The organism is Gordonia araii NBRC 100433, from assembly GCF_000241265.1.
In the GTDB taxonomy this organism is placed as follows: domain Bacteria; phylum Actinomycetota; class Actinomycetes; order Mycobacteriales; family Mycobacteriaceae; genus Gordonia; species Gordonia araii.
The window spans coordinates 19,109-43,218 of record NZ_BAEE01000051.1; the positions used below are offsets into that span (position 1 = coordinate 19,109).

At 68.5% G+C, this 24,110-nt stretch carries 26 protein-coding genes; 13 read left to right on the forward strand and 13 right to left on the reverse strand.

Translation table 11 applies throughout. From position 1 onward, the window contains the following. The first annotated feature begins 26 nt into the window (after nucleotides 1–26). The 6 genes from GOARA_RS09560 to GOARA_RS09585 all read left to right on the forward strand — a co-directional run bounded on the left by GOARA_RS09560 (nucleotide 27) and on the right by GOARA_RS09585 (nucleotide 3,690). Nucleotides 27–515: an RNA polymerase sigma factor gene (locus GOARA_RS09560; protein ID WP_007322152.1), complete on the forward strand. Its 489-nt coding sequence runs from the start codon at nucleotides 27–29 to the stop codon at nucleotides 513–515. After that, on the forward strand, nucleotides 516–1,142 hold the full coding sequence (locus tag GOARA_RS18950) for a hypothetical protein (RefSeq protein WP_007322153.1): 627 nt from the start codon (nucleotides 516–518) through the stop codon (nucleotides 1,140–1,142). Beyond that, a complete protein-coding gene (locus GOARA_RS09570; protein WP_007322154.1) occupies nucleotides 1,142–2,050 on the forward strand; it encodes an NAD-dependent epimerase/dehydratase family protein in 909 nt (302 codons plus the stop codon). The genes GOARA_RS18950 and GOARA_RS09570 overlap by 1 nt, the downstream gene beginning before the upstream one ends. A 93-nt stretch (nucleotides 2,051–2,143) precedes the next feature. Further along, nucleotides 2,144–2,695 carry a carboxymuconolactone decarboxylase family protein gene (locus GOARA_RS09575; RefSeq protein WP_040522547.1) on the forward strand — a complete coding sequence of 184 codons (552 nt, stop codon included), beginning with the start codon at nucleotides 2,144–2,146 and terminating at the stop codon, nucleotides 2,693–2,695. Between the two features lie 264 nt (nucleotides 2,696–2,959). After that, nucleotides 2,960–3,418 carry a hypothetical protein gene (locus GOARA_RS09580; protein WP_007322156.1) on the forward strand — a complete coding sequence of 153 codons (459 nt, stop codon included), beginning with the start codon at nucleotides 2,960–2,962 and terminating at the stop codon, nucleotides 3,416–3,418. Next, nucleotides 3,370–3,690: a hypothetical protein gene (locus GOARA_RS09585; protein ID WP_007322157.1), complete on the forward strand. Its 321-nt coding sequence runs from the start codon at nucleotides 3,370–3,372 to the stop codon at nucleotides 3,688–3,690. Before GOARA_RS09580 ends, GOARA_RS09585 begins: the two co-directional genes overlap by 49 nt. Nucleotides 3,691–3,862: 172 nt before the next feature. Here the strand turns inward: GOARA_RS09585 and GOARA_RS09590 are convergent, their stop codons facing one another. The 6 genes from GOARA_RS09590 to GOARA_RS09615 form a co-directional block, all read right to left on the reverse strand. Beyond that, entirely contained in the window at nucleotides 3,863–5,041 is a 1,179-nt protein-coding gene (locus GOARA_RS09590) for a thiolase family protein (RefSeq protein ID WP_007322158.1), read from the reverse strand. Beyond that, complete coding sequence (locus GOARA_RS09595; protein ID WP_007322159.1) at nucleotides 5,041–6,096, reverse strand: thiolase family protein; 1,056 nt, start codon at nucleotides 6,094–6,096, stop codon at nucleotides 5,041–5,043. Before GOARA_RS09595 ends, GOARA_RS09590 begins: the two co-directional genes overlap by 1 nt. Then, complete coding sequence (locus tag GOARA_RS09600; RefSeq protein ID WP_007322160.1) at nucleotides 6,096–7,118, reverse strand: Zn-ribbon domain-containing OB-fold protein; 1,023 nt, start codon at nucleotides 7,116–7,118, stop codon at nucleotides 6,096–6,098. Before GOARA_RS09600 ends, GOARA_RS09595 begins: the two co-directional genes overlap by 1 nt. 84 nt (nucleotides 7,119–7,202) lie before the next feature. Next, nucleotides 7,203–8,270, reverse strand: a complete 1,068-nt coding sequence (locus tag GOARA_RS09605; protein WP_007322161.1) for a ferredoxin--NADP reductase — start codon at nucleotides 8,268–8,270, stop codon at nucleotides 7,203–7,205. Between the two features lie 3 nt (nucleotides 8,271–8,273). Then, nucleotides 8,274–9,290: an AurF N-oxygenase family protein gene (locus GOARA_RS09610; RefSeq protein ID WP_007322162.1), complete on the reverse strand. Its 1,017-nt coding sequence runs from the start codon at nucleotides 9,288–9,290 to the stop codon at nucleotides 8,274–8,276. Nucleotides 9,291–9,370: 80 nt separating this feature from the next. Further along, a complete protein-coding gene (locus GOARA_RS09615) occupies nucleotides 9,371–10,351 on the reverse strand; it encodes a diiron oxygenase (protein ID WP_007322163.1) in 981 nt (326 codons plus the stop codon). Between the two features lie 171 nt (nucleotides 10,352–10,522). Between GOARA_RS09615 and GOARA_RS18955 the strand changes: the two genes are divergently transcribed. Next, the gene (locus GOARA_RS18955; RefSeq protein WP_050947232.1) at nucleotides 10,523–11,218 is read left to right on the forward strand and encodes a TetR/AcrR family transcriptional regulator; all 696 of its coding nucleotides are present in this window, start codon (nucleotides 10,523–10,525) and stop codon (nucleotides 11,216–11,218) included. Between the two features lie 8 nt (nucleotides 11,219–11,226). On the opposite strand, the gene GOARA_RS09625 is transcribed toward GOARA_RS18955, so the two are convergent. Then, nucleotides 11,227–11,571 carry a DUF4873 domain-containing protein gene (locus GOARA_RS09625; protein WP_007322165.1) on the reverse strand — a complete coding sequence of 115 codons (345 nt, stop codon included), beginning with the start codon at nucleotides 11,569–11,571 and terminating at the stop codon, nucleotides 11,227–11,229. A 71-nt stretch (nucleotides 11,572–11,642) separates the two neighbouring features. Here GOARA_RS09625 and GOARA_RS09630 point away from each other — a divergent pair, with 71 nt between their 5' ends. Beyond that, nucleotides 11,643–12,482 carry an SDR family NAD(P)-dependent oxidoreductase gene (locus GOARA_RS09630; protein ID WP_007322166.1) on the forward strand — a complete coding sequence of 280 codons (840 nt, stop codon included), beginning with the start codon at nucleotides 11,643–11,645 and terminating at the stop codon, nucleotides 12,480–12,482. Between the two features lie 479 nt (nucleotides 12,483–12,961). On the opposite strand, the gene GOARA_RS09635 is transcribed toward GOARA_RS09630, so the two are convergent. Continuing rightward, the gene (locus GOARA_RS09635) at nucleotides 12,962–13,768 is read right to left on the reverse strand and encodes a crotonase/enoyl-CoA hydratase family protein (protein WP_007322167.1); all 807 of its coding nucleotides are present in this window, start codon (nucleotides 13,766–13,768) and stop codon (nucleotides 12,962–12,964) included. Nucleotides 13,769–13,837: 69 nt separating this feature from the next. Here GOARA_RS09635 and GOARA_RS09640 point away from each other — a divergent pair, with 69 nt between their 5' ends. The 5 genes from GOARA_RS09640 to GOARA_RS20210 all read left to right on the forward strand — a co-directional run bounded on the left by GOARA_RS09640 (nucleotide 13,838) and on the right by GOARA_RS20210 (nucleotide 18,576). Further along, entirely contained in the window at nucleotides 13,838–15,478 is a 1,641-nt protein-coding gene (locus GOARA_RS09640) for an acyl-CoA synthetase (RefSeq protein WP_007322168.1), read from the forward strand. A gap of 32 nt (nucleotides 15,479–15,510) precedes the next feature. Continuing rightward, nucleotides 15,511–16,638, forward strand: coding sequence for an NAD(P)H-dependent flavin oxidoreductase (locus GOARA_RS09645; protein WP_007322169.1), 1,128 nt, complete (start codon nucleotides 15,511–15,513; stop codon nucleotides 16,636–16,638). A 97-nt stretch (nucleotides 16,639–16,735) separates the two neighbouring features. Continuing rightward, nucleotides 16,736–17,641, forward strand: coding sequence for an oxidoreductase (locus tag GOARA_RS09650; protein ID WP_040522554.1), 906 nt, complete (start codon nucleotides 16,736–16,738; stop codon nucleotides 17,639–17,641). 9 nt (nucleotides 17,642–17,650) lie between these two features. Beyond that, nucleotides 17,651–18,427 carry a crotonase/enoyl-CoA hydratase family protein gene (locus GOARA_RS09655; RefSeq protein WP_007322171.1) on the forward strand — a complete coding sequence of 259 codons (777 nt, stop codon included), beginning with the start codon at nucleotides 17,651–17,653 and terminating at the stop codon, nucleotides 18,425–18,427. Continuing rightward, nucleotides 18,412–18,576, forward strand: a complete 165-nt coding sequence (locus tag GOARA_RS20210) for a hypothetical protein (protein WP_170265635.1) — start codon at nucleotides 18,412–18,414, stop codon at nucleotides 18,574–18,576. The genes GOARA_RS09655 and GOARA_RS20210 overlap by 16 nt, the downstream gene beginning before the upstream one ends. Here GOARA_RS20210 and GOARA_RS09660 read toward each other — a convergent pair. The 5 genes from GOARA_RS09660 to GOARA_RS20215 form a co-directional block, all read right to left on the reverse strand. Then, nucleotides 18,557–20,290, reverse strand: coding sequence for an ABC transporter ATP-binding protein (locus tag GOARA_RS09660; protein WP_007322172.1), 1,734 nt, complete (start codon nucleotides 20,288–20,290; stop codon nucleotides 18,557–18,559). The genes GOARA_RS20210 and GOARA_RS09660 overlap by 20 nt on opposite strands. Continuing rightward, nucleotides 20,287–22,017 carry an ABC transporter transmembrane domain-containing protein gene (locus tag GOARA_RS09665; RefSeq protein WP_007322173.1) on the reverse strand — a complete coding sequence of 577 codons (1,731 nt, stop codon included), beginning with the start codon at nucleotides 22,015–22,017 and terminating at the stop codon, nucleotides 20,287–20,289. The genes GOARA_RS09660 and GOARA_RS09665 overlap by 4 nt, the downstream gene beginning before the upstream one ends. Then, the gene (locus GOARA_RS09670; RefSeq protein ID WP_007322174.1) at nucleotides 22,014–22,925 is read right to left on the reverse strand and encodes a M23 family metallopeptidase; all 912 of its coding nucleotides are present in this window, start codon (nucleotides 22,923–22,925) and stop codon (nucleotides 22,014–22,016) included. Before GOARA_RS09670 ends, GOARA_RS09665 begins: the two co-directional genes overlap by 4 nt. After that, nucleotides 22,922–23,500, reverse strand: a complete 579-nt coding sequence (locus tag GOARA_RS09675; RefSeq protein ID WP_007322175.1) for a hypothetical protein — start codon at nucleotides 23,498–23,500, stop codon at nucleotides 22,922–22,924. Before GOARA_RS09675 ends, GOARA_RS09670 begins: the two co-directional genes overlap by 4 nt. After that, nucleotides 23,497–24,110: hypothetical protein (locus GOARA_RS20215; RefSeq protein ID WP_007322176.1), on the reverse strand; the 614-nt coding region annotated here is incomplete at its 5' end. The genes GOARA_RS09675 and GOARA_RS20215, both read right to left, overlap by 4 nt.

Below are 24,110 nucleotides of genomic sequence, written 5' to 3' on the forward strand. Positions count from 1 at the left end.
CGCCGTCCCGCGCGAAGGGGTGATGGATGGACGGTGGGTTCGAGGGCATTTACCGCGAGCACGTGACGCCCCTGTGGCGCTACGTGCGTGTGCGCGTGCCGTCGGACGCTGACGCCGAGGACGTGATCAGCGAGGTATTCGTGGCTGCGATGCGATCGTGGGACCGCTACGACCCGGCAGCGGGGACCGTCGGTGCGTGGCTGACCGGCATCGCGCGCCACGGTGTCGCCGACTGGTGGCGCAAGCACGGCAGGGAGATCCCAGTGGAGTCTGTCGCCGACGACCGGGCCGCGCCGGGCGACGACCCGGAGACTGCCGCGCTGCGCCGTCTCGCCGACCACGAGGTGCGGGCGCGTCTATCGATACTGACCAGCAGGGAACGCGACGCGGTGGCGTTGCGGTTCGGGGCCCGCCTGTCGTCGCCCGAAATCGGTGCGGCACTGGGAATTTCGGCGCCCGCGGCGCGCATGCTCGTCTATCGGGCGGTCGGGAAGCTACGGAAGGCGGTGGTGTGAATGGTCGAGAACGTCAACCCGGACGAGCAGGCGGCGGCCGACGCGCTCGACGTCGCCATCGACGACGCGCTCGGCGGAGACCGCACCGATCCGACGCTGTCATGGCTGAGTGCCGCCTTCACCGTCGTCCCGCCGGCAGCCACGACGGAGCGCGTTGCCGCGCGTCTGTCTCGTGCCGCGGGACCGGTTCCGGTCCGGCGCCGGCGCTCCACCGTCGCCGGGCGCGATCTGTGGCGCTGGCCGCGAATCGCCGCGGCTGTTCTGGGCCTGTTGCTCATGTTCCAGGGCGCCAGCAGCCTGACGTCGGGGGCATGGATCGCGGAGAACATCGGAGAGCCCTTCGCGCCCCACGCGGTCGCCGAAGGCGGGTTCGCGCTGATCGCCGTCGGATTCGTCGCCCTCGTCGCCTCCCTTGATCGGCAGTGGGTGGTTCTGGCCGTCGCCGCCGGAGTGCCGTTGGGAATCATGCTCGGCGTCCACGGACTCCGCGAGGTCAACGTGTGGGCGTGGGGCGCCGCGCTCCACGTGACCGAAGGCGTCGTCGCGGTGGCGTTGCTGGTCAGCTTCGTCATCGCGTGGCGCGGTCGTGATCGATCCGGCCGGCGGTCGAAACGGAAGGTGGATTGATGGAGGTCTTCGTCACCGGCGGAACCGGCGCGATCGGCGGCTACGCCGTACCCGCACTGGTCGCAGGCGGGCACCGGGTGAAAGCCTTGGCGCGCAGCGAAGAGGCGGCGGCGAAGCTGTCCGCTCATGGCGCCGAGCCCGTTCGCGTTTCCCTGTTCGACGTTCCGGGCTTGACCGAGGCGTTCGCCGGATCCGATGCCGTCGTCAATCTCGCCTCGGCGCTGCCGTCGACGACGAAGTTCGTCTTCTACTCGGCGTGGAAGGAGTGTCTCCGGATCCGTTCCGAGGGGTCGGCGGCCGTGGTCGACGCCGCACTCGGGGCAGGCGTCCGGCGCGTGATCCAGGAGTCGGTCGTCATGATCTATGCCGACCAGGGCGATCGGTGGATCGACGAATCGGCGCCGGTCGAGGAGTTCCCGATCGCGCGTGGCAACTTCGCCGCCGAGGCCAGCGCTCGCCGGTTCGGCGAGGCGGGCGGGCAGGCGACGGTCTTGCGTTTCGGCGTGTTCTACGGCTGGGGTGCCGCGCACAGCGAACAGATCCTCTCGATGGCACGACGGGGGATCGGATTCGCCCCCGGTCCGCCCGACAGCTATCTGTCGTCGATCCAGCTCACCGACGCGGCTGCCGCGGTAGTGGCGGCCCTCGACGCGCCGGCGGGCACGTACAACATCGTCGACGACGATCCGGTGACCACGCGCGGGAACGTCGATGCCCTCGCCGGCGCCGTCGGGCGTCGTCCGCTGATCACCGGTCCGGGCAGGGCTGCGCTGCTGCTCGGCGACCGTCTCACGTCGTTGACCCGATCCCTGCGCGTCAGCAATGCCGCGTTTCGCGCCGAAGCCGACTGGGCACCGCGCTATCCCAGCGTCCGCGAGGGATACGCACAGATGGCGGCCGAGGGGTGACGCCGGTCACAATCGCCTCGGATGGCGTTACGGTTGGCGCCGGAGACCGCAAGTAACGGTAGACAGATCCGCCCGCGCGGTCAGGAGGACATCATGCGCGCATTCCATCGTCTCTGGGGCTATGCCAAGGCCTTCTCGCAGTCCAAGCGGAATCGGGCGGATCTCTACCGATGGCTGATCCGTCGGCCGCTGATCCTCCTCGCCACCGGCTGGTACGAGGTGTCGCTGCTGTTCTCCAACCGCCTCGACCCGCGGTACAAGGAACTCGCGCTGCTGAAGTCGGCCGGCATGGTCAGCTGCGAGTTCTGCCTCGACATCGGATCGGCGCTGGCCCGCACCGCGGGTATCTCCGAACAGCAATTGCGCGACTTGCCGGTCTACGCCGAAAGCGATGCCTACACCGATGTGGAGAAGCTCGTGCTGGCCTTCGCCGAGGCCATGACCGCGACTCCGGCGGTCGGCGACGACCTGGCCGAGATCCGCGAACGACTGCTCGAGCACTTCACCAAGGGACAGGTCGCCGAACTCGCGGCCGAGATCGCCTGGGAGAACCAGCGGGCCCGGCTCAACCAAGCGCTGGGCGTCCGCCCGACCGGAATGTCCGACGGCGAGGCCTGCGCGCTGCCGGAACGACGCGCTTCGTAGCGTTCCTGCCGCGGTTTCGTTGAGCCGCTATGGCATTCGTCACGATGACCTTTCTGGGCGAGCCGCCCGCTGGTGTCCGATTTTACGATCGCGGTGCCAGATCGGCACTCAGCACCGCGTATCGCGGACAACGAAAGGTAGACATCATGGGTCGGGGAATCATTGATGGGGAGGTGTTCGCAAGCGACATCCGCGCCGCGAACTTTTGACAGACCGCCGCGCGGCGGAATCCGCTCTGCGGCAATCGGATTCGCCAGCATTGCGATGGCCGCGAGCATCGGCATGGCCGCCGCGCCTGCGACCGCTGCCGTGCCCGTGGCTCAGGTCAGCGCGGGGCAGTTGGCCACGGCACGCGCAGCCGCTGCCACGTCGACGTCGACGACAGTGATGGCGAACGGTGTGCGGTTCGCCGGTGAGAGTGTCCGCTACGTCAGCGGACCGGGTGCCGCGGCGGCCGCGCCGTTCCGGCACACGGTCGCCAGCCCGGACGTCATCGGGTTGTCCACCCTGGCCGGCGCCGCCATCGGCGGGGTCATCGGGTTCGGTGTCGGAATCTTGGTGTCGCCCCTCGTCGGGCAGTCGCCGTCGGCGTCGCGGCGGTCGGCGCGACTGCAACCGCGCCGACCGGAATCGGTATCCCCATTTGCCTCATCGGGGTTCCGCTGCTCGGTGCGGTGGGTGCGCCCCTGGCCGCCGTCGCGTCGCCCATCATCGGCGCGGTAATCGGTGCCGGGATCGGCGCGGTCGTCGGGGCGGGCATCGGTGCCTCCTACGCATCGGCCCCGGCACGCGTCGACGCCGACGCGCCGGCCAAGGCATCGTCGTCGCCGGTCAGTGAGTTGGTGGCAGCCCTGCCGGCTCCCGCGGCACCGGTCGTCGACGCCGCCTACAGCGACCCGACCGTCAAGAACATCGGCCGGGCGCTCGATCGGGCAGCGGAGACGAACCCGGGATCGGACGGGCATTGGACTTCGCCAAGTCAGTCCTGCCGGTGAACTAGTCCGACGGCACAAGCGAAACACTCCGCGGAGCCAGCCGGTTCCGCGGAGTGTTTTGGTTGACGTTGTGCCGAGTGGGCACCTGACCTGCGCCGAGTGGGCACCTGACATGCGCCGAGTGGACACAGCGCGTGCCCACTCGGCGGGGGTGAGGTGCCCAGTCGGCGGACTAGTTGGTCGGCTTGTCCGCCCCGACGAGCCACATCGAGAAGTACTGCGAGCCGCCGCCGTAGGCATGGCCGACCGCCTTGCGGGCGTCGGGGACCTGGTGGTCGCCGCCCTTGCCCATCACCTGGATGGCCGCCTCGGCGAACCGGATCATGCCCGACGCTCCGATGGGGTTCGACGAGAGCACGCCGCCGGAGGCGTTGAACGGGATCTTGCCGCCGATCTCGGTCTCGCCCGCTTCGGTCAGTTTCCAGCCCTCGTTCTGCGCGGCGAAGCCCAGGTTCTCCAGCCACATCGGCTCGAACCAGGAGAACGGCACGTAGATCTCGGCTGCGTCGATCTCCTCGATCGGGTTGGTGATGCCGCCCGCTTTCCACAGTGCGGCGGCGGCGTCGCGCCCGGCCTGAGGGCTCACCACGTCGCGGTGCGCGAAGTTCAACGGCTCGGTGCGCATCGCGGTCGCGTGGATCCATGCCACCGGATTGCCCGCCGCGACAGCCGAATCGGCGACGTCCTCGGCACCGATCACCACCGCGCACGCGCCGTCCGACGACGGACACGTCTCGTCGAACCGGATCGGATCCCACAGCATCTGGGATTCCATGATCTTCTCGACGGTCATGTCCGGCTGGTGCAGATGGGCCAGCGGGTTCTTGGCGCCGTTGCGCCGGTCCTTGGCCGCCACGATCGCACCGATGTGCGACGGCGCACCGGAGCGCCGGATGTAGGAGCGGACGTGCGGGGCGAAGAAGCCGCCTGCGCCCGCGCCGACCGGCTTCGTGAACGGCACCGGGATCGACAGCGCCCACATCGCGTTGGATTCGGACTGCTTCTCCCACGCGACGGCCAGCACGCGTTTGTGGATGCCGCCGAACACCAGTGACGCGGCGACGTTGGCCGTCGATCCGCCCACCGACCCGGCGGTGTGCACGCGCAGCAGTTGTTTGCCGACGGCACCGAGTGCTTCGGCCATCGCGAACTCGGGGATCATCGCACCCTCGAACAGGTCGGGTGCTTTGCCGACGACAACGGCGTCGATCTCGTCGATCGTCACGTTCGCGTCGGCCAGTGCGCGGTCGATGGCCTCGCGGCACATGCCGGCCATCGTCACGTCGTGGCGCTTGGCTACGTACTTGGTCTGCCCGGTGCCCAGCACCGCGGCGCGATTGAGGTGGCCCATCAGCCCTGTCCCCCCGAGGTCGGTTGATCCGCGGCCGCCAGGGTGACGACCATGTTCTGCTGCAGCACCGGGCCGCCGGACGCGTGCGCGACTGCGGTCTGCGCGTCGCCGGTCAAGATGGCGTGCGCGGCGTAGCCGATGCGCTGCAACCCTGCCGAGAACAGCGAGTTGCCGGCCAGGGCCCCGCCGGACGGGTTGATCCGGACCGAATCGGGGAGCCGGAGTGCCTTCCTCACGATGAGTTCCTCGTGGGTGAAGGCGGCGTGGATCTCGGCGACGTCCACCGCGCGGCTCTGATCGCCGAACGCGCCGTCGCCGGCCAATTCCGTCGATCGCGAGACGGTCAGGTCGCGCGCGCCGAAGTTCGGCGAGTCGATGCGGTGGTCCCAGCCGGTGATGAAGGCGGGGTTGGCGACGAGTTCGCGAGCCCGTTCCTCGCTGGCGAGGATGAGTGCGGCGCCGGCGTCGGTGTACGGCGCGATGTCGTGGGCCCGCAGCGGAGTAGCGACGTAGTCGGCGGCGAGCAATTCGTCGACCGAACGGCCGGAGGAACGAGCGGCCACCGCGGCCATATCGGCCTCGCTCCACGCGCCCGATTCCACTCCGGCGCGGGCCTGCAGGGCGCTGAGCGAACTCGCGCGCGGCCACAGAGGGGCGACGGTGTACGGGTCGGTCTCCAGCGCGAGTGTCAGGTCGGCATCGGAGGCGCTGGACTTGCCGAAGCCGTACGCCAGAGCGGTGTCGACCTCGCCGGTGGCGATCTTCACGTAGGCCTCGTAGGCGGCCCACGCCGCGTCCATCTCGAGGTGGGACTCGTTGATGGGCGGCATCGCGCCGATCGAGTCGATGGCCGAGATGAACGAGAATGCCCGTCCCGCAAGGTAGTCCGACGATCCGCTGCACCAGAAGTCGATATCGGTACGAGTGATTCCCAGTTCGGCGTAGAGCTTGTCGAAGCAGGGGATCAGCATCTCGACGCCGTTGGTGGTGCCGGGGGAGTCGGTGATGTTGGGGCTGTGCGCGAAGCCGACTATCGCGATCTTTCGGGGCGCCATCACACGTACTCCTGGTAGCTGTCGTAGTCGGCGTCGGGCTCACCGGTCGGACGGAAGTGACTGATGTTGCCCAACGAGTGTTCCCACTCGGCTTCGGGCAACCAGACCGCTTGCACTCGCATGCCCATGCGCACCTCGTCGGCGGGGCAGTCGAGGATCAAGTGCAGGAACGGGATGTCGGTGCCGTCGATCAGGACGTAGGCCGCGACGTAGGGCGGCTTGATCTTCTGGCCCTGGAACGGCACGTTGACGATGCAGAAGGTGGTGACGATGCCGGTGTCGGGCAGGTCGACGTACTCGGCGGCGGGGGCGCCGTCGGCCGGGCTGACGTCGCGGGGCGGGAAATAGACGCGTCCTTCGTCGACGCCGGCGGCCATGCGGTTGCCGATCAGCTTGCCCTGCGCCAGCCCCGCCAGGAAGACCGACTCGGCCTCGGAGGCCGAGTGGGTGATGGCGGTGGCGATCGGCGTCTTCACGACGACGTTGCCGCCGGGCTCGTCGGGCAGCTCGGCCGTGTTGGCAGGGGCGTCGGACGAGTCGTCCCCCGGTTCGAAGTGGCTGATGTCGGTGATCAATCCGGTGCGCGCGGCACGCCACACCGCCCGCACGCGCATGCCGGTGCTCATCTCCTCCGCCGACGGTACGACGACGGCGTGCAGCATCGAGGTGTCCGCACCGTCGAGGCGGATCAGCGCCCACGCGAACGGTGAGTCAACCGGCTGCGCACCGGCGGGGCGGGGCTCCCACGTCCAGCCGGTGACGGTGCCGACGGCACCGATCTCGACCAGGTCCGTCGAGAGCTGGCCGGTAGCCGGGTCGAACTCGACCGGCGGCGCGTAGACCTTGCCGTCGGCGCTGCGCGAGCCGACGATGCGGCCGTCGCGCAGGGCGAGGGCGAATTGGGACAGCACCGGGCCAAGCGAGCGGGTGTAGTCGAAGCTGTTGGTCAGCGGCGCGGACAGGATCGTCGAGGTGGGCGCGGGTACTTCCGCGACGGGATCGGTGATCGGTCTGGTACTCACAACCTCTACTAGAACACGTTCTAATATTGGCGCGCAAGGAGGTGTTGGGAGATTGTTTGCCACCCGGTGAACATGTTCTAAGTTCTACTGGTCGAAGTGAATCGTCACCTCGTCCGACACCGGCACGGCCTGACAGGCGAGGGTGAGCCCGGCTCGCAGGTCGTCGTCGACGAGGGTGTCGTTCTTCAGCATCCTGACCTCGCCCGAACGGACCGTGCAGGCGCAGGAGCTGCATTCTCCTTCGCGACAGGAGTAGGGCGCGTCATAGCCCTGGGACAGCAGCAGATCCAGCAGCTTCGTCTCCCGCGGCCAATCGAGTTCGGCGGTGCGGCCCTCCATCTGCACGGTCAGCGCGGCGGTGCGCTCACCGTCCGCCGGGGTGTGCACGACGACGTCGGCGAACGGATTGCCCTGCAACGACCGGTACTTCTCGATCGCGATGTGGCCGTCGGGAATCCCCACGCTCAGCAGCGCCTCGCGGGCGGCGGCCATGAACGGTGCCGGACCGCAGAGGTAGGCGTCGTAGGCGGAGAACAGCTCCAGCGACTTGGCGAGACCGTCAGCGGTCGGCAGGCCGCGCTCGGATTCGAACCAGTGCTCGACGGTGAATCGGGTGGGAAACTCGGTGGTCATCGCCGCGAGCTCGCGGCCGAAGATCGTCGACCGGCGGTCCCGGTTCGCGTACAGCAGGTACACGGTGCCGCTGCCGCCGATCATCACCGACTTGGCGATGGACATCAGCGGCGTGATGCCGCTGCCCGCTCCGACGAGCAGGATGTCACCGTCGAGCGAAGCCGGGGTGAAGTGACCGGACGGCGTCAGCACCGTCAGCGTCGTGCCGGGCCGTACGTTGTCGCAGATCCAGTTCGACGCGTAGCCGCCCGGCGTGCGTTTGACCGTGATGATCAGGTCGTTCTCGAAATGCGGGGAGCTCGACAGCGAATAGCTGCGCGCGGCGCCGCCTTCACGGTCGGTCGGGACCGCGACGGTCAGGAATTGGCCGGGCTGGTAGCGGAACTTCGAGACGGCCTGCTCGGGGACGTCCAGGACGACCGACACCGCGTCGGGAGTCTCGGCCACCACCTCGACGACTTCGAGTTCGTGGGCGTGACTGATCGGCGCGGTCGCGACCGCGGTGGATTCGCCGGCCATGACTCAGGCGCCGGCCTCGACCTTGGCGGCCAATTCCGGAGGCATCGCGCGGGACAGCTTGTACAGGCGGGTGGTGAACGCGCCCTTGATCATTCCGGCCTCGTAGAGGAATTCCAGCAGCGGTCCGCTCATGAACTGGGCGTTCTGCTTGTACTGCGGCGAGCGCCGGGCGGCGATCATCCCGCGGAGCGGGCGCAACCCGACCGACCGGTACACCTTCGGATTGATGATCGCCTCTTGCACGAAGTTAAGCATCAGGGCGAAGGCGAATCGGTGGGCGGCGTTGGAGGCGCGCCCGCGGGCGCGGACCGAACGCACCAGTTCCTCGCGCGCGTAGGTGATGTGCCGCGCCTCCTCGAGGATGTGGATCTTCATGAGCTGGCGGAAGTGCGGTTGGAGCGTCTCGTCCATCATCCCCTCGCGCTGGAGCCGGTCGAGCACCTCCTCGATCAGCAGCGTGCCGGCGTAGGCCGACGGTCCCATCGGGAAGAAGCCGATCAACCGCAGGCCCTTCACCAGTCGTTTCGGCTGCCGGTAGGGCGCTACGCCGCTCTTGTCGATGAGCCGGCCGAACATCGTCGAATGGCGGGACTCCTCGGCGACTTCAGCGAGGGCGTATCGGATGTGGTCGTCGACGAGGCCGGGATTCCGGAGCAGGCTGCGCATCAGGTTCGTCGAAAGTCCGACCTCGGCGAAGATGCCGTAGGAGAGTACGGCGACCGCTTCATGCTTGTTCAGCGTGGCCTTTTGTTCGTCGGTGAGCCGGTCCCAGTACTTGGTGCCGTGCAGGGTGACGCGGTGTTCCGGAACCCAGGGGGCGCCTTCGGCCAGCGGTTCGTCCCAGTCGATGTCGAGTTCTCCGTCGTAGGACCGGTCGGCCGTCGATCGCAGGAGGCGCTGCGCGGTCTTCTGCCGGTCGCCGACGCTCAGCGTGTCCGTCGCCGCGATCGCTCCCTTGTAGAAGCGCGGGCCGGGGTCATCGCTTGACCTCTTCGACGAGGCCGGGTCCGTGATCGTCATGGTTCTCCTCGTGGACCGGTGGTATCGGATACCGCTGGATCAAGTGTTCTGCGTCACATGGGGAAAGTCAAGGGCGCGCGCTAACCCGCGGCGCGGGTCGTGCGGCGAGCGGGTAGCGGCGCATGTCCGCGTCGCAGGATCGCGCGGCTGGCGCGGTCGCGGAACAGGCCGGCGGCTGCCGCGAAATCGATGGCGTCGGCGAAGGCGGCGTCCATCCGGCGCCGGTACGACGGCGAGCGCAGCGCGGCGCGACGGGAGCGGCGCACGTCGAGCTCGGCGTCGCGGAACACCGCGTCGTTGACCAGCAGTTTGCCGACGGCCGTGGTCAGCCACGCGCCGATCACGGAGGCGACAGCGACGCGCGCGGCACTCTTGCCCGCGAGCTGAGCCTCGAGTTCCTCGCGCGCGAACTGGCTGTGCCGACGGCTGGAGATCAGGTGGATCATCATGATCTGCGCGACATGCGGCTGCACGCCGGTGTCCTCGCTCGCCAGCCGCATGAGGCCCTGGGTGGCCGACTCGAGCAGGAGGCAGACGGTCGCCGTGACGGGCCCGGCCGGAAGCAGGAGCGTGTACCGCTCCAAGCGCTTGGCCAGTCGCATGCGGGTGTACGGCGGCAGCCCGGTGGCGTCGATCAGTCGCCCGAACATCGTGATGTTGCGCGAGTGCGTGTTGACGCACTTGAACTGCCATCGAGTCCGGTCGTCGGCGAGGAGCTGCTCCTCGGCGATCTCGCGGAAGGTGAGCATCGACAGCACGGTTTCGGCGTAGACGGCGACGGTCAGCAGGTTGACCAGCTCGCGCTTGGCGAGGTCGTCCCGCTGTTCCGGGGTGAGCTTTTTCCACGTCTTCGTGCCGTGCAGGGTGACCATCTCGTCGGGCAGCCAGGGCTTGCCGGGAACGGGCGGGGCGTCCCAGTCGATGTCGAGCTCGCCGTCGTAGACGTCGTCGGCGGCTTCCATCAGGAATCGCTGGGCGGTCGCCTGCCGGTCGACGATCGAACGCCGGCGCACTACCGGGTCGCCCTCGGTGGTGTGCGGCTCGAAGAATTCGGTCGTCATGGCGATCCTTCCCGTCGGAGTGGACCTCCGGTATCAGATGCCGCCAGTATGCCTAAGTGAGTAGGGCCGTGGAAGCGCTTTCGGCGTCGCGGCGATGTTTCCTACCGTGGGCGGAGTTTTGATTCATACTGGGGTCGGAGTTTCCGGCGAGTCGAGGGGGGATTGGGCGCCATGGCGGACGCGCGAACCGAGCGATGGGCCGAGCATCGGAAGCAGATGCGGCGGTCGCTGGTCGACGCGACGATCCGCGCCATCGACGAGCACGGGCCGACGGTCAGCATGCGTGAGATCGCCGCGGAGGCGAAGATCCCCAAACCGACGCTCTACCGCTTCTTCACCGACAAGTGGGAACTGGTCAACGCCATCAACGACCGGGTGATGGACACGCTCACCGAGCGGATCGTGACCGCGCCTCAGCTGACCGCGAGGACGCTGGGCGAACTGGTCCATTCGGCGATTACCGGCTACGCCGACTTCGTCAACGAGCACCCCAACGTGTTCCGGTTCCTGCAACTGAACTTCGCCGGTGCGAGCGGCGGGCCGGGGTCGCCGGGCATCCACGCGATCGAGACCGCCCGCACGATGGCCGGCGACATCTCCGGCGTCCTGACCGATCTGGTGCCAGAGGAATTCGGCGGAGCGAGCGACCGGACCGACACCGCGGCGGCGATGATCATGGGTGCGGTCGTGTTCGCCGCGGACGGCTGGGTGGGCGACGACGGTCCGACCGAGAGTGTGGAGTCGTTCGTGGACCGCACCGTGCCCTACATCCGGGCGCTGCTGAAGGTCGCGGCCGACGACGGCGGTGCCGAACTGGACTTCGACGCCTCCATCGCCGACAACCTCGCGGCCGTCTACGCCGGTTAGCCCGTCCGTTAGTCCTGGGACTCGACTTCGGCCAGGTCGGTGGCGACGTGGTACGGCGGTGTGCTCTTGCTGATGATCCGGTACCGGTTCCACGGGTCGGGGTCGCCGATGAACGCGGGCTGGGCGCTGTGCTCGGTCTTCACGATGACCTTGGTGCGCTGAGCGTCGCCGAGGATCTCGCTCAGCTGCTCGTTCGCGGTGACGCGCCCGATCCATCGGTACACGCCGTCGATCGGTTCCCGGTAGCCGCGCAACTCCACCTGAGCGGGTACCTCGGTTCCGCGCACGATGATCGTCGCGTCTCCGATATAGTCCGACCCCTCGTGCGGGCTGTGGCTGAAGACGCTACTCACGCTACCGATGGTATGGGATACTCGCGATCGGTGCCGAGTAATCGCGGAAACGATGTGCGGAAGGGCAGTCGATGAAGAGTTTCGAAGGCAAAGTCGCGGTGGTCACGGGCGCGGGATCGGGGATCGGGCGCGCGCTGGCGGAGAACCTCGCCGGCCGCGGCGCGGTGCTCGCGCTCTCCGACGTCGACGAGTCCGGCGTCGCGGAGACCGTCGCCCGGTGCGAGAAGGCCGGTGCCAAAGCCGTCGGCTACCGCCTCGACGTCGCCGATCGCGATGCGGTCTACGCCCACGCCGACGAGGTGATCGCCGAATTCGGCAAGGTCAACGTCGTGGTGAACAACGCCGGGGTCTCGCTTTCGGCCACGGTCGAGGACATGTCCTGGGACGACTTCGAGTGGCTGATGAACATCGACTTCTGGGGAGTCGCGTACGGCACCAAGGCGTTCCTGCCGCATCTCATCGCCTCCGGCGACGGACACATCGCGAACGTGTCGTCGGTCTTCGGCCTGATGGGCATCCCGAGTCAAAGCGCCTACAACGCGGCGAAATTCGCCGTCCGCGGCTTCACCGAATCGCTGCGGCAGGAGATGATCATCGCCGGGCACAACGTCGGCGTCACCTGTGTACACCCGGGGGGCATCAAGACGAACATCGTCGTCAACGGGCGCGGTGCCGGTGCGACCGACGAAGAGGTCGCCGAGGCGGGCAGGCAGTTCGACAAGATCGCGATGACGAGTGCCGAGGGCGCAGCGAAGGCCATCGTCCGGGGAATCAGGCGCAACGCGCCGCGCGTGCTCATCGGTGCCGACGCCCGCTTCTTCGACGCGGTGCCCCGGGTGATCGGTCCGCGCTACGAGGACATAGCCGGACGCCTGGCGAAGCTCAGCGGAGCGGCAGACAAACTGCCCTGACCCGCGAGCGTGCCCAGATTTCCGCCGAGTGTGCCCGGATTCGCGTCGAGTGTGCCCAGATTTGCGTCGAGTGTGCCCACGGTTGCGATGGTCTCGATACACCCGACTCGGCTGGCGCCTCGTCGGGCACTCGACCACCGAATGGGTGCGCCTTGTCGGACAGTCGACCACCGAGTAGGTGCGCCCTGTCGGACAGTCGACCACCGAATGGGTGCGCCTTGTCGGACAGTCGACCACCGAATGGGTGCGCCCTGTCGGGAAAGTCGACCACCGAATGGGTGCGCCTTGTCGGACAGTCGACCACCGAGTAGGTGCGCCCTGTCGGGAAAGTCGACCACCGAGTAGGTGCGCCTCGTCGGGTACTCGACCACCGAGTAGACGTCGAGTGTGCCCGGATTTCCGCCGAGTGGGCACCTGACCTCCGCCGAGTGGGCACCTGACCTTCGCCGAGTGGCACCTGACCTTCGTCGAGTGGGCGGCTACTCGCCGGTGAAGACCGGCTTTTCCTTGTTGGCGAAGGCGCGGGGCCCGATCTTGGCGTCGGCGGACTGGAAGACGGCCTTGCCGAGTTCGGCGTCGATCTTGAACGCCTCCTCCTCGTGCAGCCCCTCCGAGTCGCGGATGGTCTTCAGGATCGCCTGTACGGCGAGCGGCCCGTTGGCCGCGATCTGGTCGGCCAGTTCCAGCGCCTTGTCGAGGGCGGACCCGTCCGGCACGACGTAGCCGATCAATCCGTAGTCCTTCGCCTCGACCGCGGTGATGTGCCGGCCGGTCAGGAGGATGTCGCAAGCGACGGTGTAGGGGATCTGGCGGACGAGCCGCACTGCGCTGCCGCCGAGCGGGAACAGACCCCAACGCGCCTCGGAGACGCCGAACTTCGCGCTCTCACCGGCGACGCGGATGTCGGTGCCCTGCAGGATCTCGGTTCCCCCGGCAATCGCCGGACCCTCGACCGCGGCGATCAATGGCTTGGTCAGGCGCCGGCCCTTCAGCAGCGCGGGCAGCTTCGTCAGATCCCATCCGCTCTCCTTGGCGAACCGGTCGCCGGGAGCGGTCTTGTTCATCGCCTTGAGATCGGCGCCGGCGCAGAAGTAGCCGCCCGCGCCGGTCAGCACGGCGACCCGGATCTCCGGATCGGCGTCGACGGTGTCCCACGCCTCTTCCATGATCGCCATCATCTCGCTGGAGAGCGCGTTGCGGGCCTCCGGCCGGTTCATGGTGACGATCAACGTGTGCCCGCGCTTTTCGACGAGGCATTCCGGGGCGCGTTCGGCAGTGGTGGACATGGTTCCTCCGAGGCAGACGGGGATTGGCAACCGCTTGCCGAAAACAGTAACACGTTCTAGTTTCTATGCATGGCCTATACCATCGCCGACCTGTTCGAGCACGCCGTCGACCTCATGCCCGAACGCGTCGCGCTCGAATCGGGCGACCACTCCCGGACCTACGCCGAACTGGAGGAGCGGGCCAACAGACTGGCGCACGCCCTCATCGGGTTCGGGGTGCAGCCGGGTGACGCGGTAGGCCTGTACAGCCGAAACACCATCGAGGCCGTCGAAGCGATGCTGGCCATCTTCAAGGCCCGCGCTGTCATGGTCAACGTGAACTACCGCTACGTCGAGGCCGAACTCGAACACATCTTCACCGACTCGGGCATGAAGGTGCTGATCCACGAGGAGCGCTACACCGAGCGCGTCTGCAACACGTTGCAGAATTGCGAAACGGCGATCACCGATCGGGTGGTCATCGACGACGAGTCCTCGTCGGGGTCCGGCTCGGCCGACCAGGGCAGCGTCGCCGGCGTCACCGCCCATCCGCTGGAGGAGTTGCTCGACGGGGCATCGGGGGAGCGAGACTTCTCCGACCGCACCGACGACGACCTGTACATGCTGTACACGGGCGGCACGACCGGCAAGCCGAAAGGCGTGGTGTGGCGGCAAGAGGATGTGTGGCGGGTCCTCGGCGGCGGCATCGACTGGTACTCCGGCGAGCCGGTGGCCGACGAGTGGCAGCTCGCCAAGGGCGGTGCGGCCGGTGGCCAGCTCGTTCGCTTCCCGATCCCGCCCTTCATCCACGGCGGCTCGCAGTGGGCCGTCTTCCAATCGCTGTTCGCGGGCGGAAAGGCCGTCGTCTACCCGGATTTCGACGCCGAGCAGGTCTGGCGCGTCATCGAGCGCCACGGTGTGAACGTCGTCTTCATCACCGGCGACGCCATGGGGCGCCCGATGATCGAGGCCTTCGAGTCCGGCGACTACGACACGTCGACGCTGGTCTCGATCGCCTCGTCGGCGGCGCTGTTCTCGCCGACCATCAAGGACCGCTACGTCGCGGCCTTCCCCAACGCCATCGTCATCGACGCCATCGGGTCGTCGGAGACCGGGTTCGGCGGCATGAGCGTCGTCGTCAAGGGGGAGAGCCACGTCGGTGCGCCAAAGGTGAAGGCAGACCCGGAAACCCATGTGCTGCGCGAGGACGGCACGCCGGTCACGCCCGGCGGCGGTGAGGTCGGCGTGCTGGCCCGCTCCGGGCATGTGCCGCTGCGCTATCACAACGATCCGGAGAAATCGGCGAAGACCTTCGTCACCTACGACGGCGTGCGCTACTCGTTGCCCGGCGACTTCGCGATGCTGGAGGACGACGGCACCATCACGATGCTCGGTCGCGGATCGGTGTCGATCAACACCGGCGGCGAGAAAGTGTTCCCCGAAGAGGTCGAGGCGGCGCTCAAGGCGCATCCCGACGTGTTCGACGTTTCCGTCGTCGGGGTTCCCGACGAGCGGTTCGGCCAGCGCGTCGCCGCCGTCGTCGCGACGCGTGACGGGGCACGGCCCGCGTTGGCGACCCTGGGCGAGGCGGTCCGCGCCGAGATGGCCGGCTACAAAGTGCCGCGCGCGGTGTGGTTCGTCGACGAGATCAAACGATCGCCGGCCGGAAAGCCCGACTACCGCTGGGCCGCCTCGGTCACCGAGTCCCGCCCCGCCGACGAAGCCGAATAGGCCCGCCGGTCCCAACAACGTCAGGAATATCGATGAAAACCCAGCTCAGCGAACGCTTTGGTATTCAGTACCCGATTTTCGGTTTCACGCCGAGTGAGGATGTCGCGGCGGCCATCAGCCGGGCCGGCGGGCTGGGCGTGCTCGGTTGCGTGCGGTTCAACGAGGCCGACGAGCTCGACGCGGTACTCGAGCGGATGCGCGAACTGACCGAGGGCAAGCCCTTCGGGGTCGACGTCGTGATGCCGGCGAAGATCCCCACCGAGGGGTCGAAGGTCGACTTGGACGCGATGATCCCGCCGGAGCACCGGGCGTTCGTCGAGCGCGTCCTCGACGACCTGGGGGTACCGCCGTTGCCCGACGGCAGCCGCGTCAACACCGGTGTGCTCGGCTGGCTGCACTCGGTGGCGCGCTCGCATGTCGACGTCGCGATGGAGCACGCCCGCAAGTACGGCCAGATCAAGCTGATCGCGAACGCGCTCGGTTCGCCTCCCGACGACGTGATCGCGCTCGCCCACGAGAACGGGGTGGCGGTGGCCGCGCTCGCCGGGGCCAAAGAGCATGCGCTGCACCACGTGCAGGCCGGCGTCGACATCGTGATCGCGCAGGGCTACGAGGGCGGCGGGCACACCGGCGAGGTGACCTCGATGGTGCTGTGGCCGGAGATCGTCGATGCCATGGGCGACACCGCACCGGTCCTCGCCGCAGGCGGCGTGGGCAGCGGACGGCAGATCGCGGCAGCGATCGCCCTTGGCGCCCAAGGGGTTTGGATGGGCACCTATTGGCTGACAGCTGCCGAGTACAAGCTCGGGGCGACCGGCGACGGACCGTCGACGGTGCAGGAGGCGCTGCTCAAGGCGACGTCGCGCGACACGGTCCGCAGGCGCATCTACTCGGGCAAGCCGGCTCGTCTGCTCAAGACGCGTTGGACCGACGCGTGGGATGCCCCGAACGCGCCGGATCCGCTGCCGATGCCGTTGCAGAACCTTCTCGTCGGCGAGGCGCACGCGCGCATCTCCTCGTCCGACGATCCCGAGGTCATCGCGATGCCTGCCGGGCAGATCGTCGGCCGGATGAACGCCATCACCCCGGTGGCCGATCTAATCGCCGATCTCGTCGCGGAGTATGAGGCCGCGGTCGCCCGGATGAACGCCACGCTGTAGGCGCAATCTGCCCACCGGTCGTGGTGATGTGGTCGAATTACCCCAGAAGCAGCGCCGCGGAGACCTCCGCGGGCGCGCACGGCGGAAGGGGAATCCGATGGCATGGTCGATTGACCAGATAGGTGATCAAACCGGACGGACGGTGGTCATCACCGGCGCGAACGGCGGGTTGGGCGAGGTGGCGACGAGGGCTCTGGCCGAGCGCGGAGCGACGGTCATCATGGCCTGTCGCGATACGGCGAAGGCGGAACTCATCGCGGAGGGCATCTCCGGCGACGTCCGGACGAAGCCGCTCGACCTGGCGAATCTGGCCTCGGTCCGCGACTTCGCCGCCCGGATCGGGGACTTCGACGTCCTCGTCAACAACGCGGGCGTGATGAACCTCCCGCTGCGGCGCACGGCCGACGGTTTCGAGATGCAGTTCGGCATCAACCATCTCGGCCACTTCGCGTTGACCGGGCTGCTCCTCAACCAGATCGGCGACCGGGTGGTGACCGTCGCCAGCATCGCGCATCGCCAGACGCCGAAGCTGTGGATCGACGACCTCAACTACGAGAATCGTCGGTACCAGCGAAATCTCGCCTATGCGCAGTCGAAACTCGCGAACCTGATGTTCGCCCGTGAACTGCAGCGCCGCCTCGACGAGGCCGGTTCGCCGCTGCGGTCCTACGCGGTACACCCGGGGGTGTCGGGGACGGATCTGTTCACCCACACCGAAACGCCGGTCGACCTGGTCGGCAAGGGCTTCGCCGCGGTGTGGGGCCACGCGCCGAAGAAGGCCGCGGAGTCGATCCTCTTCGGGGCGACCGAGCCCGACGCCGATCCGCACAAGTACTGGGGACCGACCGGCGGGATCGGCCAGTCCCGCGGACCGGTGCGTTCGGCCCCGTCGTCGAAGCTCTCGCAGAACCGAGAGCTGTGGCGACAGCTCTGGGAGGAATCGGAGCGCATGACCGGCGTTACCTACCGGCTGCCCCGCGCGGTCGACGACGCCGCGCGCTGAGGTCGTCCGATGAGTACGCCGCTCGACGTCGCGACGGCCGGCCACATCCAGATCTGGACGATCAATCAGCCCGAGGTCGGCAACGCGATCACCGGTCTCGACGTGATCGAAGCGATCGAGAACGCGGTCGACGAGGCCAACGCCGACACCGCGATCCGCGCGATCATCCTCACCGGGGCGGGCAAGATTTTCTCCGCGGGCGGCAACGTCAAGGAGATGGCCGACGGCCGGGGCATGTTCGGCGTCGACGAGCGGGCGAAGCGGCGCGCGTACGTCACCGGGATTCAGCGGATCCCGCGCGCGCTGCAACGCCTTGAGGTCCCGATCATCGCGGCGGTCAACGGCGCAGCCATCGGGGCCGGCCTCGACCTGGCGATGATGTGCGACATCCGCATCGCCTCCGACCGCGCGTCCTTCGCCGAGAGTTTCGTGTCGATCGGGCTTATCCCGGGCGACGGCGGGACGTGGTTCCTGCCGCGCGCGATCGGATGGGAGCGGGCGGCGGAGATGACCTTCACCGGCGACCGGATCGACGCCGCGACCGCCTTGGACTGGGGACTGGTCAGCCGCGTCGTACCGCACGAGAATCTGATCGCCGAATCCGATCAGCTCGCCGAACGGATCGCGAAGAACCCGGGCGAGGCGCTCCGCATGGCCAAGCGGTTGCTGCAGGAGTCGCAGGCCGGCTCGCTGGAATCCGTGCTCGGCATGGCCGCCGCGATGCAACCGCTCGCGCATCTGGATCCCGAGCACGAGGCGCGCATCGCCAAGTGGCGGACCGAGTAGTCATGGGCACGGTCGGCGAGATTCTGGGCACGGTCGGCGGGAATGTGGGCACGGTCGGCGGAAAACTGGGCACGGTCGGCGGAAAACTGGGCACGGTCGGCGGGAATGTGGGCACGGTCGCGGGAGTCGTTATTGCTCGTCGGCCGTAGCGGGTGAGACCACGCGGCCGTTCTCAAGGAGGACTGTGCGATCCAGGGCGGCGACGGTCGAGCCCCGATGCGAGACGACCAGCACGGTGACGTCGCGGAACTGATCGGCGATCAGCGATTCGACCTCGGCCGCGGACAACGGATCCATCCCGGCCGTCGGCTCGTCCAGGAGCACGAGACCCGGCGTGCCGGCCAGCGCGCGGGCTATCCCCACCAGGCGCCGAGCGTTGCCCGGGAGTTCGTGCCCGTCGGCCGAGACGACGGTCTCGTAGCCGTCGGGCAGCGCCGCGACGTACCGGTCGAGGCCGCACCGGCCACCGGCTTCGCGGACGCGTTCGGCCGTGATCGCCGAACGCATACAGCGAATGTTCTCGGCGATCGTTCCGGTGAAGATCCACGGTTCCTGAGGTACCACTGCCACCTGCTCGACCAGCTGCTCGCGCGGCATCTCGTCGAGGTTCTGCCCGGACAGACGGATCACGCCGCCGGTGGGCCGGAGCAGCCTCTGCAGCAGGTTGATCAGGGTGCTCTTGCCCGCTCCGGAGGGACCGGTGAGCGCGGTGTGCGAGCCGGCCGGCAGCACGAGCGAGAAGCCGTCCAGCACGGGCACACCGTCGTAGCCGAAGGAGACGTCCTCGAAGGAGACCGTCAGCGGACCTGCCTGCTCGGCAACCGCCGGGTCGCCGGTATCCGCCGCGGGGTCGTCGCCGCAGCGGAGCACCTCGAGGACCCGGCGTGCCGAGGTCATCGCCTGCTGCAGCGAGTAAAGCAGGGCGGTTAGGGTGCCGACCGGCCCGGTGGCCTGGCGGAAGTACTGGATGGACGCCTGCACTTCGCCGACGGTCAGCGACCCGGATGCGATCCGGAAGGCGCCGAGCACGACGATGACGACGAAACCGATGCTGTCGAGGACGGCTGCCGCGGGCCCGACCGCGCCGGAGAGGCGTGCGGCGTGGAAAGCGTTCGCCGAAAGGCGCTCGTCGACGTCGGTCAGCTGTGCGTTCAGCCCGGCCGCGTTGCGGCCGATCCGGTAGGAGTCCCGGCCGCGGTACGCGTCCAGGACGACGCCGGTCAGGTTCCCGTACTCCTGCATCTGGCGCTCGAAGTGAGGGCGGGCGCGCCGGGCCAATACCTGGCCGACGAAAGCCGTCGCGGCGAGCGTGGCGATCGCGATGATAGGGAACCACGGATCGAGCCACAGCATCACGGCGAGCGACCCGACTATCGACACGACGGCGGTCGCGGCCGACGACAGCGATTGCGTCGCCGTCCGGGTGAGGTTGTCCAGGTCGGTGACGCACCGGGAGAGCAGATCTCCCGGCGGTGTCCGGTCGAGGCTCGCCGGGCTCCGGTTGAAGATGTCCACGAGTCTGGCCCGAACCGCGCGGTTCCAGTCTTCGATGAGCCGGAAGAGAATGCGGTCGCGGGTGAAGTTGACGAGGGCGGCGACCAGGGCGATCCCGACGACGGCGCCCAAGACGGTGGCGAGGGGGCCGATGAGAGGGTCGTTCCCGGCTGAGCCGGGAAGGCTGCGGATCACGATGTCGGTCGCCGCTCCGAGCAGATACGGCGTCGCGACGGCCGGCCCGACGAGGCTGACGGACAGCACGAGCACTATCGCGACGCGTCCCCGGATCCCGGCGACGTCGGCGCGCGTCAGGCCGATCAGCGCCCGGACGGTGTGCCTGGTCCCCTTCTCCGATGACCCGTTCATGACTGTGATTCCCTCGCGCCGACGAGAAGCCGGTAGTCGTCATGGCGGTCCAGCAGGTCCCGGTGCGGCGCAACGTCGATCACCGATCCCCGCTCCAGGAACACGACCGAATCGCACCGCGCGAGGATCTCCGCGTCTGTCGTCGCGACGAGGACCGTGCCGTGTTCGCCGTCGAACAGGTCGTCCGCGATCCTCGTGCGCGTGGCCGGATCGACGGCTGAAACCGGCTCGTCCAGCACGACCAGACCCCGGGACTGGTGCAGCGCGGCGGCCAGCGCGAGGCGCTGCCGTTCGCCGCCGGAGAATTCCGCGCCGCCCCCGGTGACGGGAGCGTCGAGACCGCGCTGGTCGACCAGGTGGTCGATCGCGGCGATGCGCAGGGCCTGGCCGGGTTCCGCGATCGCGTCGCCGGGGCACAGGTTGGTCCGGATCGTCCCCGTCGTCAGGTACGGGTCCTGCCCCTGATACCCGCAGATCGTCAACGGCCTGGCGACCTCGCCCGTCGATGCCGCCGTCGCGGTCACCCGGCCGCCGTGCGGCGAGACCAGGCCGGCGATCGTTCGGGCCAGCAGCGATTTCCCGGCGCCCATCGGCCCGGTTATTCCGACGCGGCTGCCTGCGGGAATCTCGAGCGCGGGGATGTCGAGTGCCAGACGTCCGGTCGCCGGATCGACGACGGTCACCTTCTCCAGCGTCAACGCGTGGCCGCGATTCTCGGTCGACGGTGTCTCCCCGGGGGGCTCGTCGTCACCGTCGCCGACTACCCCGTGCACCCGATCGACGCTGGCCAGGTAGATCGGGAGCGACATGATGCTCGCGAGAAGCGCGGAGAGGCCGAAGAGGACCTGGAGGAAGATGGTGATCGACGCCGACAGGTGGCCGACCTGCATGCTGCCGGTGTGTACGGCGGTCGCACCGGCGGCGATGACGGCGACCGCGCCGGCGGCGGTGATGACCGTCGATGTCGGCACGACCAGCGCCAGGACCCTGCCCAGCCCGAGCTCCTCGTCGCGCAGCCGCTTGTTGAGGGAGGTGAAGGGATCGACGACCGGGCCGAACCGCGGCAACACGCGCAGCGTGCGGCTACCCCGGATCCGGTCGGAGAAGGCGGTGTTCACCCGATCGGAGACACCCAGGATGGTTCTCATCCGGGGCGCCATCCGACGCGCGAAGTGGTAGCCGGCGATGGCGAACGCCACCGCGAAGGCGCCGGCCAGGGGCGCGGCTTTCGGGGCGATGAGGAACAGGGTCACCAGCCCGAAGACGCTGAGAGCGGCCGAGGCGTACCAGGAACTGAGCGCTGTGGAGACGAGCGCCTGGATCTGCATCACGTCGCGCGAGGCACGCGTCACCATTCCACCGGCTTCGAGTTCGGCATGGTTCTCGCCGGCGACGATCCCGTCGACGAGTCTGCGGCGCAGGGTCGTGCCGACGGCGATGGTCGCCAGCGCGACCAGCCGGACTGCGCCGTAGGCGACGACCGCCTGGGCGACGACGGCGAGCAGCATCCAGAGACCGATGGTCAACGTGTGCGACGCGTCCCCGACGAGCAGACCCCCGTCGATCAGCCGGCCGTAGAGGACGGGGAGCAGTAGTTCGAACGCGATGGCGGCCGACTGAAGCGCGACGGTCGCCGCGATCAACAGCACCAGGCGGCGGTCGAGGCACAGGCGGACGAGCGCGAGAAGACGACGGTTCCCCCCGGCGCGCTCAGTCGGACGGCTCACCGCCGGTGCAGCCTCGCACCGCGGAACATCTTCTGCCCGTCGACGGTGAACGGCACGCCCGTGCCGTCGACCTCGCAATGCAGGTGCACGTGCGGCTCGGTGGTCCGGCCGGAGTTGCCGCAGCGGCCGATCAGCTGACCGGCGACGACACGATCGCCGACCTGGACGGCGACCGAGTCGCGTTGCAGGTGAGCCAGCAGCACGGTGACGTCGTCACCCGTTCGGATCGACACGAAGTTGCCGCGGGCGTCGGAGAAGGCCGGGGGCGCGTCCAGGTCGAGATTGTCCGGTCGCCCGTCGCCGCACTCGACGACGACCCCGTCGCACGGGGCGTGCACATCCATCCCGTAGATCACGCACTGCTGCGCTTCCGTCGCCACGATCCGCGACGCGCGCCGTCCACCGGGACCGAGCGCCAGCAGGTCGGCCGCCCAGCGCTGCTCGGCCGAGGGCTTGTGATGGTTGCCGAACCGTCCGCCCTGGACCACGATCAGTTCTGCCGCGACCGGGGAGCGCAGGTCCAGCTGGGCTTTCCCGGACGAGCGGAACAGCAGCCAGGCGGTGCTAACGAGCGCGGAGCAGAAGACGGTGACCGCGACGGGTCCGGCTAGGTCGCCGATGTGCTCGACCGACCGGAACCGGATGGCCGACGCCAGCAGGGCGACGATGACGGCGCACCGCAGGGCGATGACGACGCGCGTTCCGAAGAGCCACCCGGGCGGCGACGAGAGGACGGCGAGGAACAGGATGCCGGCGACACCCACCGCCGTCACGCTGAACCATGCGGCGAAATCGGCCGCCGTCCAGGCCCGATAGATCCAGAACGCCGAGAGGATGGCCCACGATCCGGCGTTCAGCGCGACGATCGTGCGCGGTCGGGGAAACTCACCTACGAGCTTGCTGATCATCGGGTCTCCGACTCCGTTCTGTTGAGCTCCGACTCGGTCGCCGCCTTCGGCAGTTCGAACGCGTCCGAGAAGAAGAGGGGCACCACCGTCGGATCGTCGATGCTGGTGTGGGCCTCGACGATCATGAATTCGCGCAGATCCGCCTGCGTCGACAGCCGGGGCAGGCCGCGCACGAACCGCGTCATGACCGCGTAGACGGGGAGTTCGCGGATCGCGGTCAGATCGTTGTCGTACTCCGAATGGGCCCGCCGCATCTCTTGGGTGAGGTCGGAGTAGGCCTTGCGGTCGCGGCTCGGCGGCGGCCAGAAGATGTCGCGGCCGCGAGCGCGGTTCATGTCGACGGTCTTCCACGGCGTCTGCGCATCGCGGTCGGCGGTGAGGTCGCGATAGGCGAGGACCAGATCGGTCGTCGCGGGCACCGGAGCGAAGAACTTCCAGGTGGGCAACGGCAGGCCGCACCGCCGGAACAGGTGGTAGAGCTTGGCCTGATCGCCGGGGAGGTTGTAGACGACGGTCGCGAGAATCCAGGCCAGCAGCGCGCCGCGCGAGAGTGTCTTGACGGAGACGCCGCTCAACCTTCACCGCCTGAGACCGTCGATCCGAGGCCGTTGTCGTGCCGCACGTTCTGTATCACCGCGGCGACGCTGTTCATCGCGGCCGGCGAGGTGAGCATCCCTTTCTGCCGCACCTGGCCGACCTTGACGACCGCCGACTCGGGCAGTGCGAGTTCGCCGGCCAGCGTGTGCTGATAGGCGGCGTAGCCCTCGGGGTCGGGCAGTCCGGATTCGGCGTGAACGACCAGCGTGAGGTCGGGCAGGTCGACGGGTGTCGCCGCCTCGTCGTCGCGGATCACGCGGTTGAACTCGCGTTGCGCCTGGCGCGCGTTGCGCGGGCTGTACCGGAACCTCCTGCAACGGCGCTGGACCGCTTTCGGATAGAAGCGATAGGGGCCGTCGAGCAGCTCGGACAACGGGCCGAGGCCCAGCGCGGTCGAGAACGTGGTGATTTCGAACGAGCGGCGCAGCCTGCCGAGCGCGAACTTGTTCATCCGGACCTCCGAAACCATCTGCGGGGTGACGGCGTCGAGAAGCAGCAGGGCGTCCGGTGAGCGGCCGGCGACGAGCTGGCTGTCGGGGTCGCGGAGCGCGAGCAGTGCGGCGAACGAATGCGCGACGACGACGATGG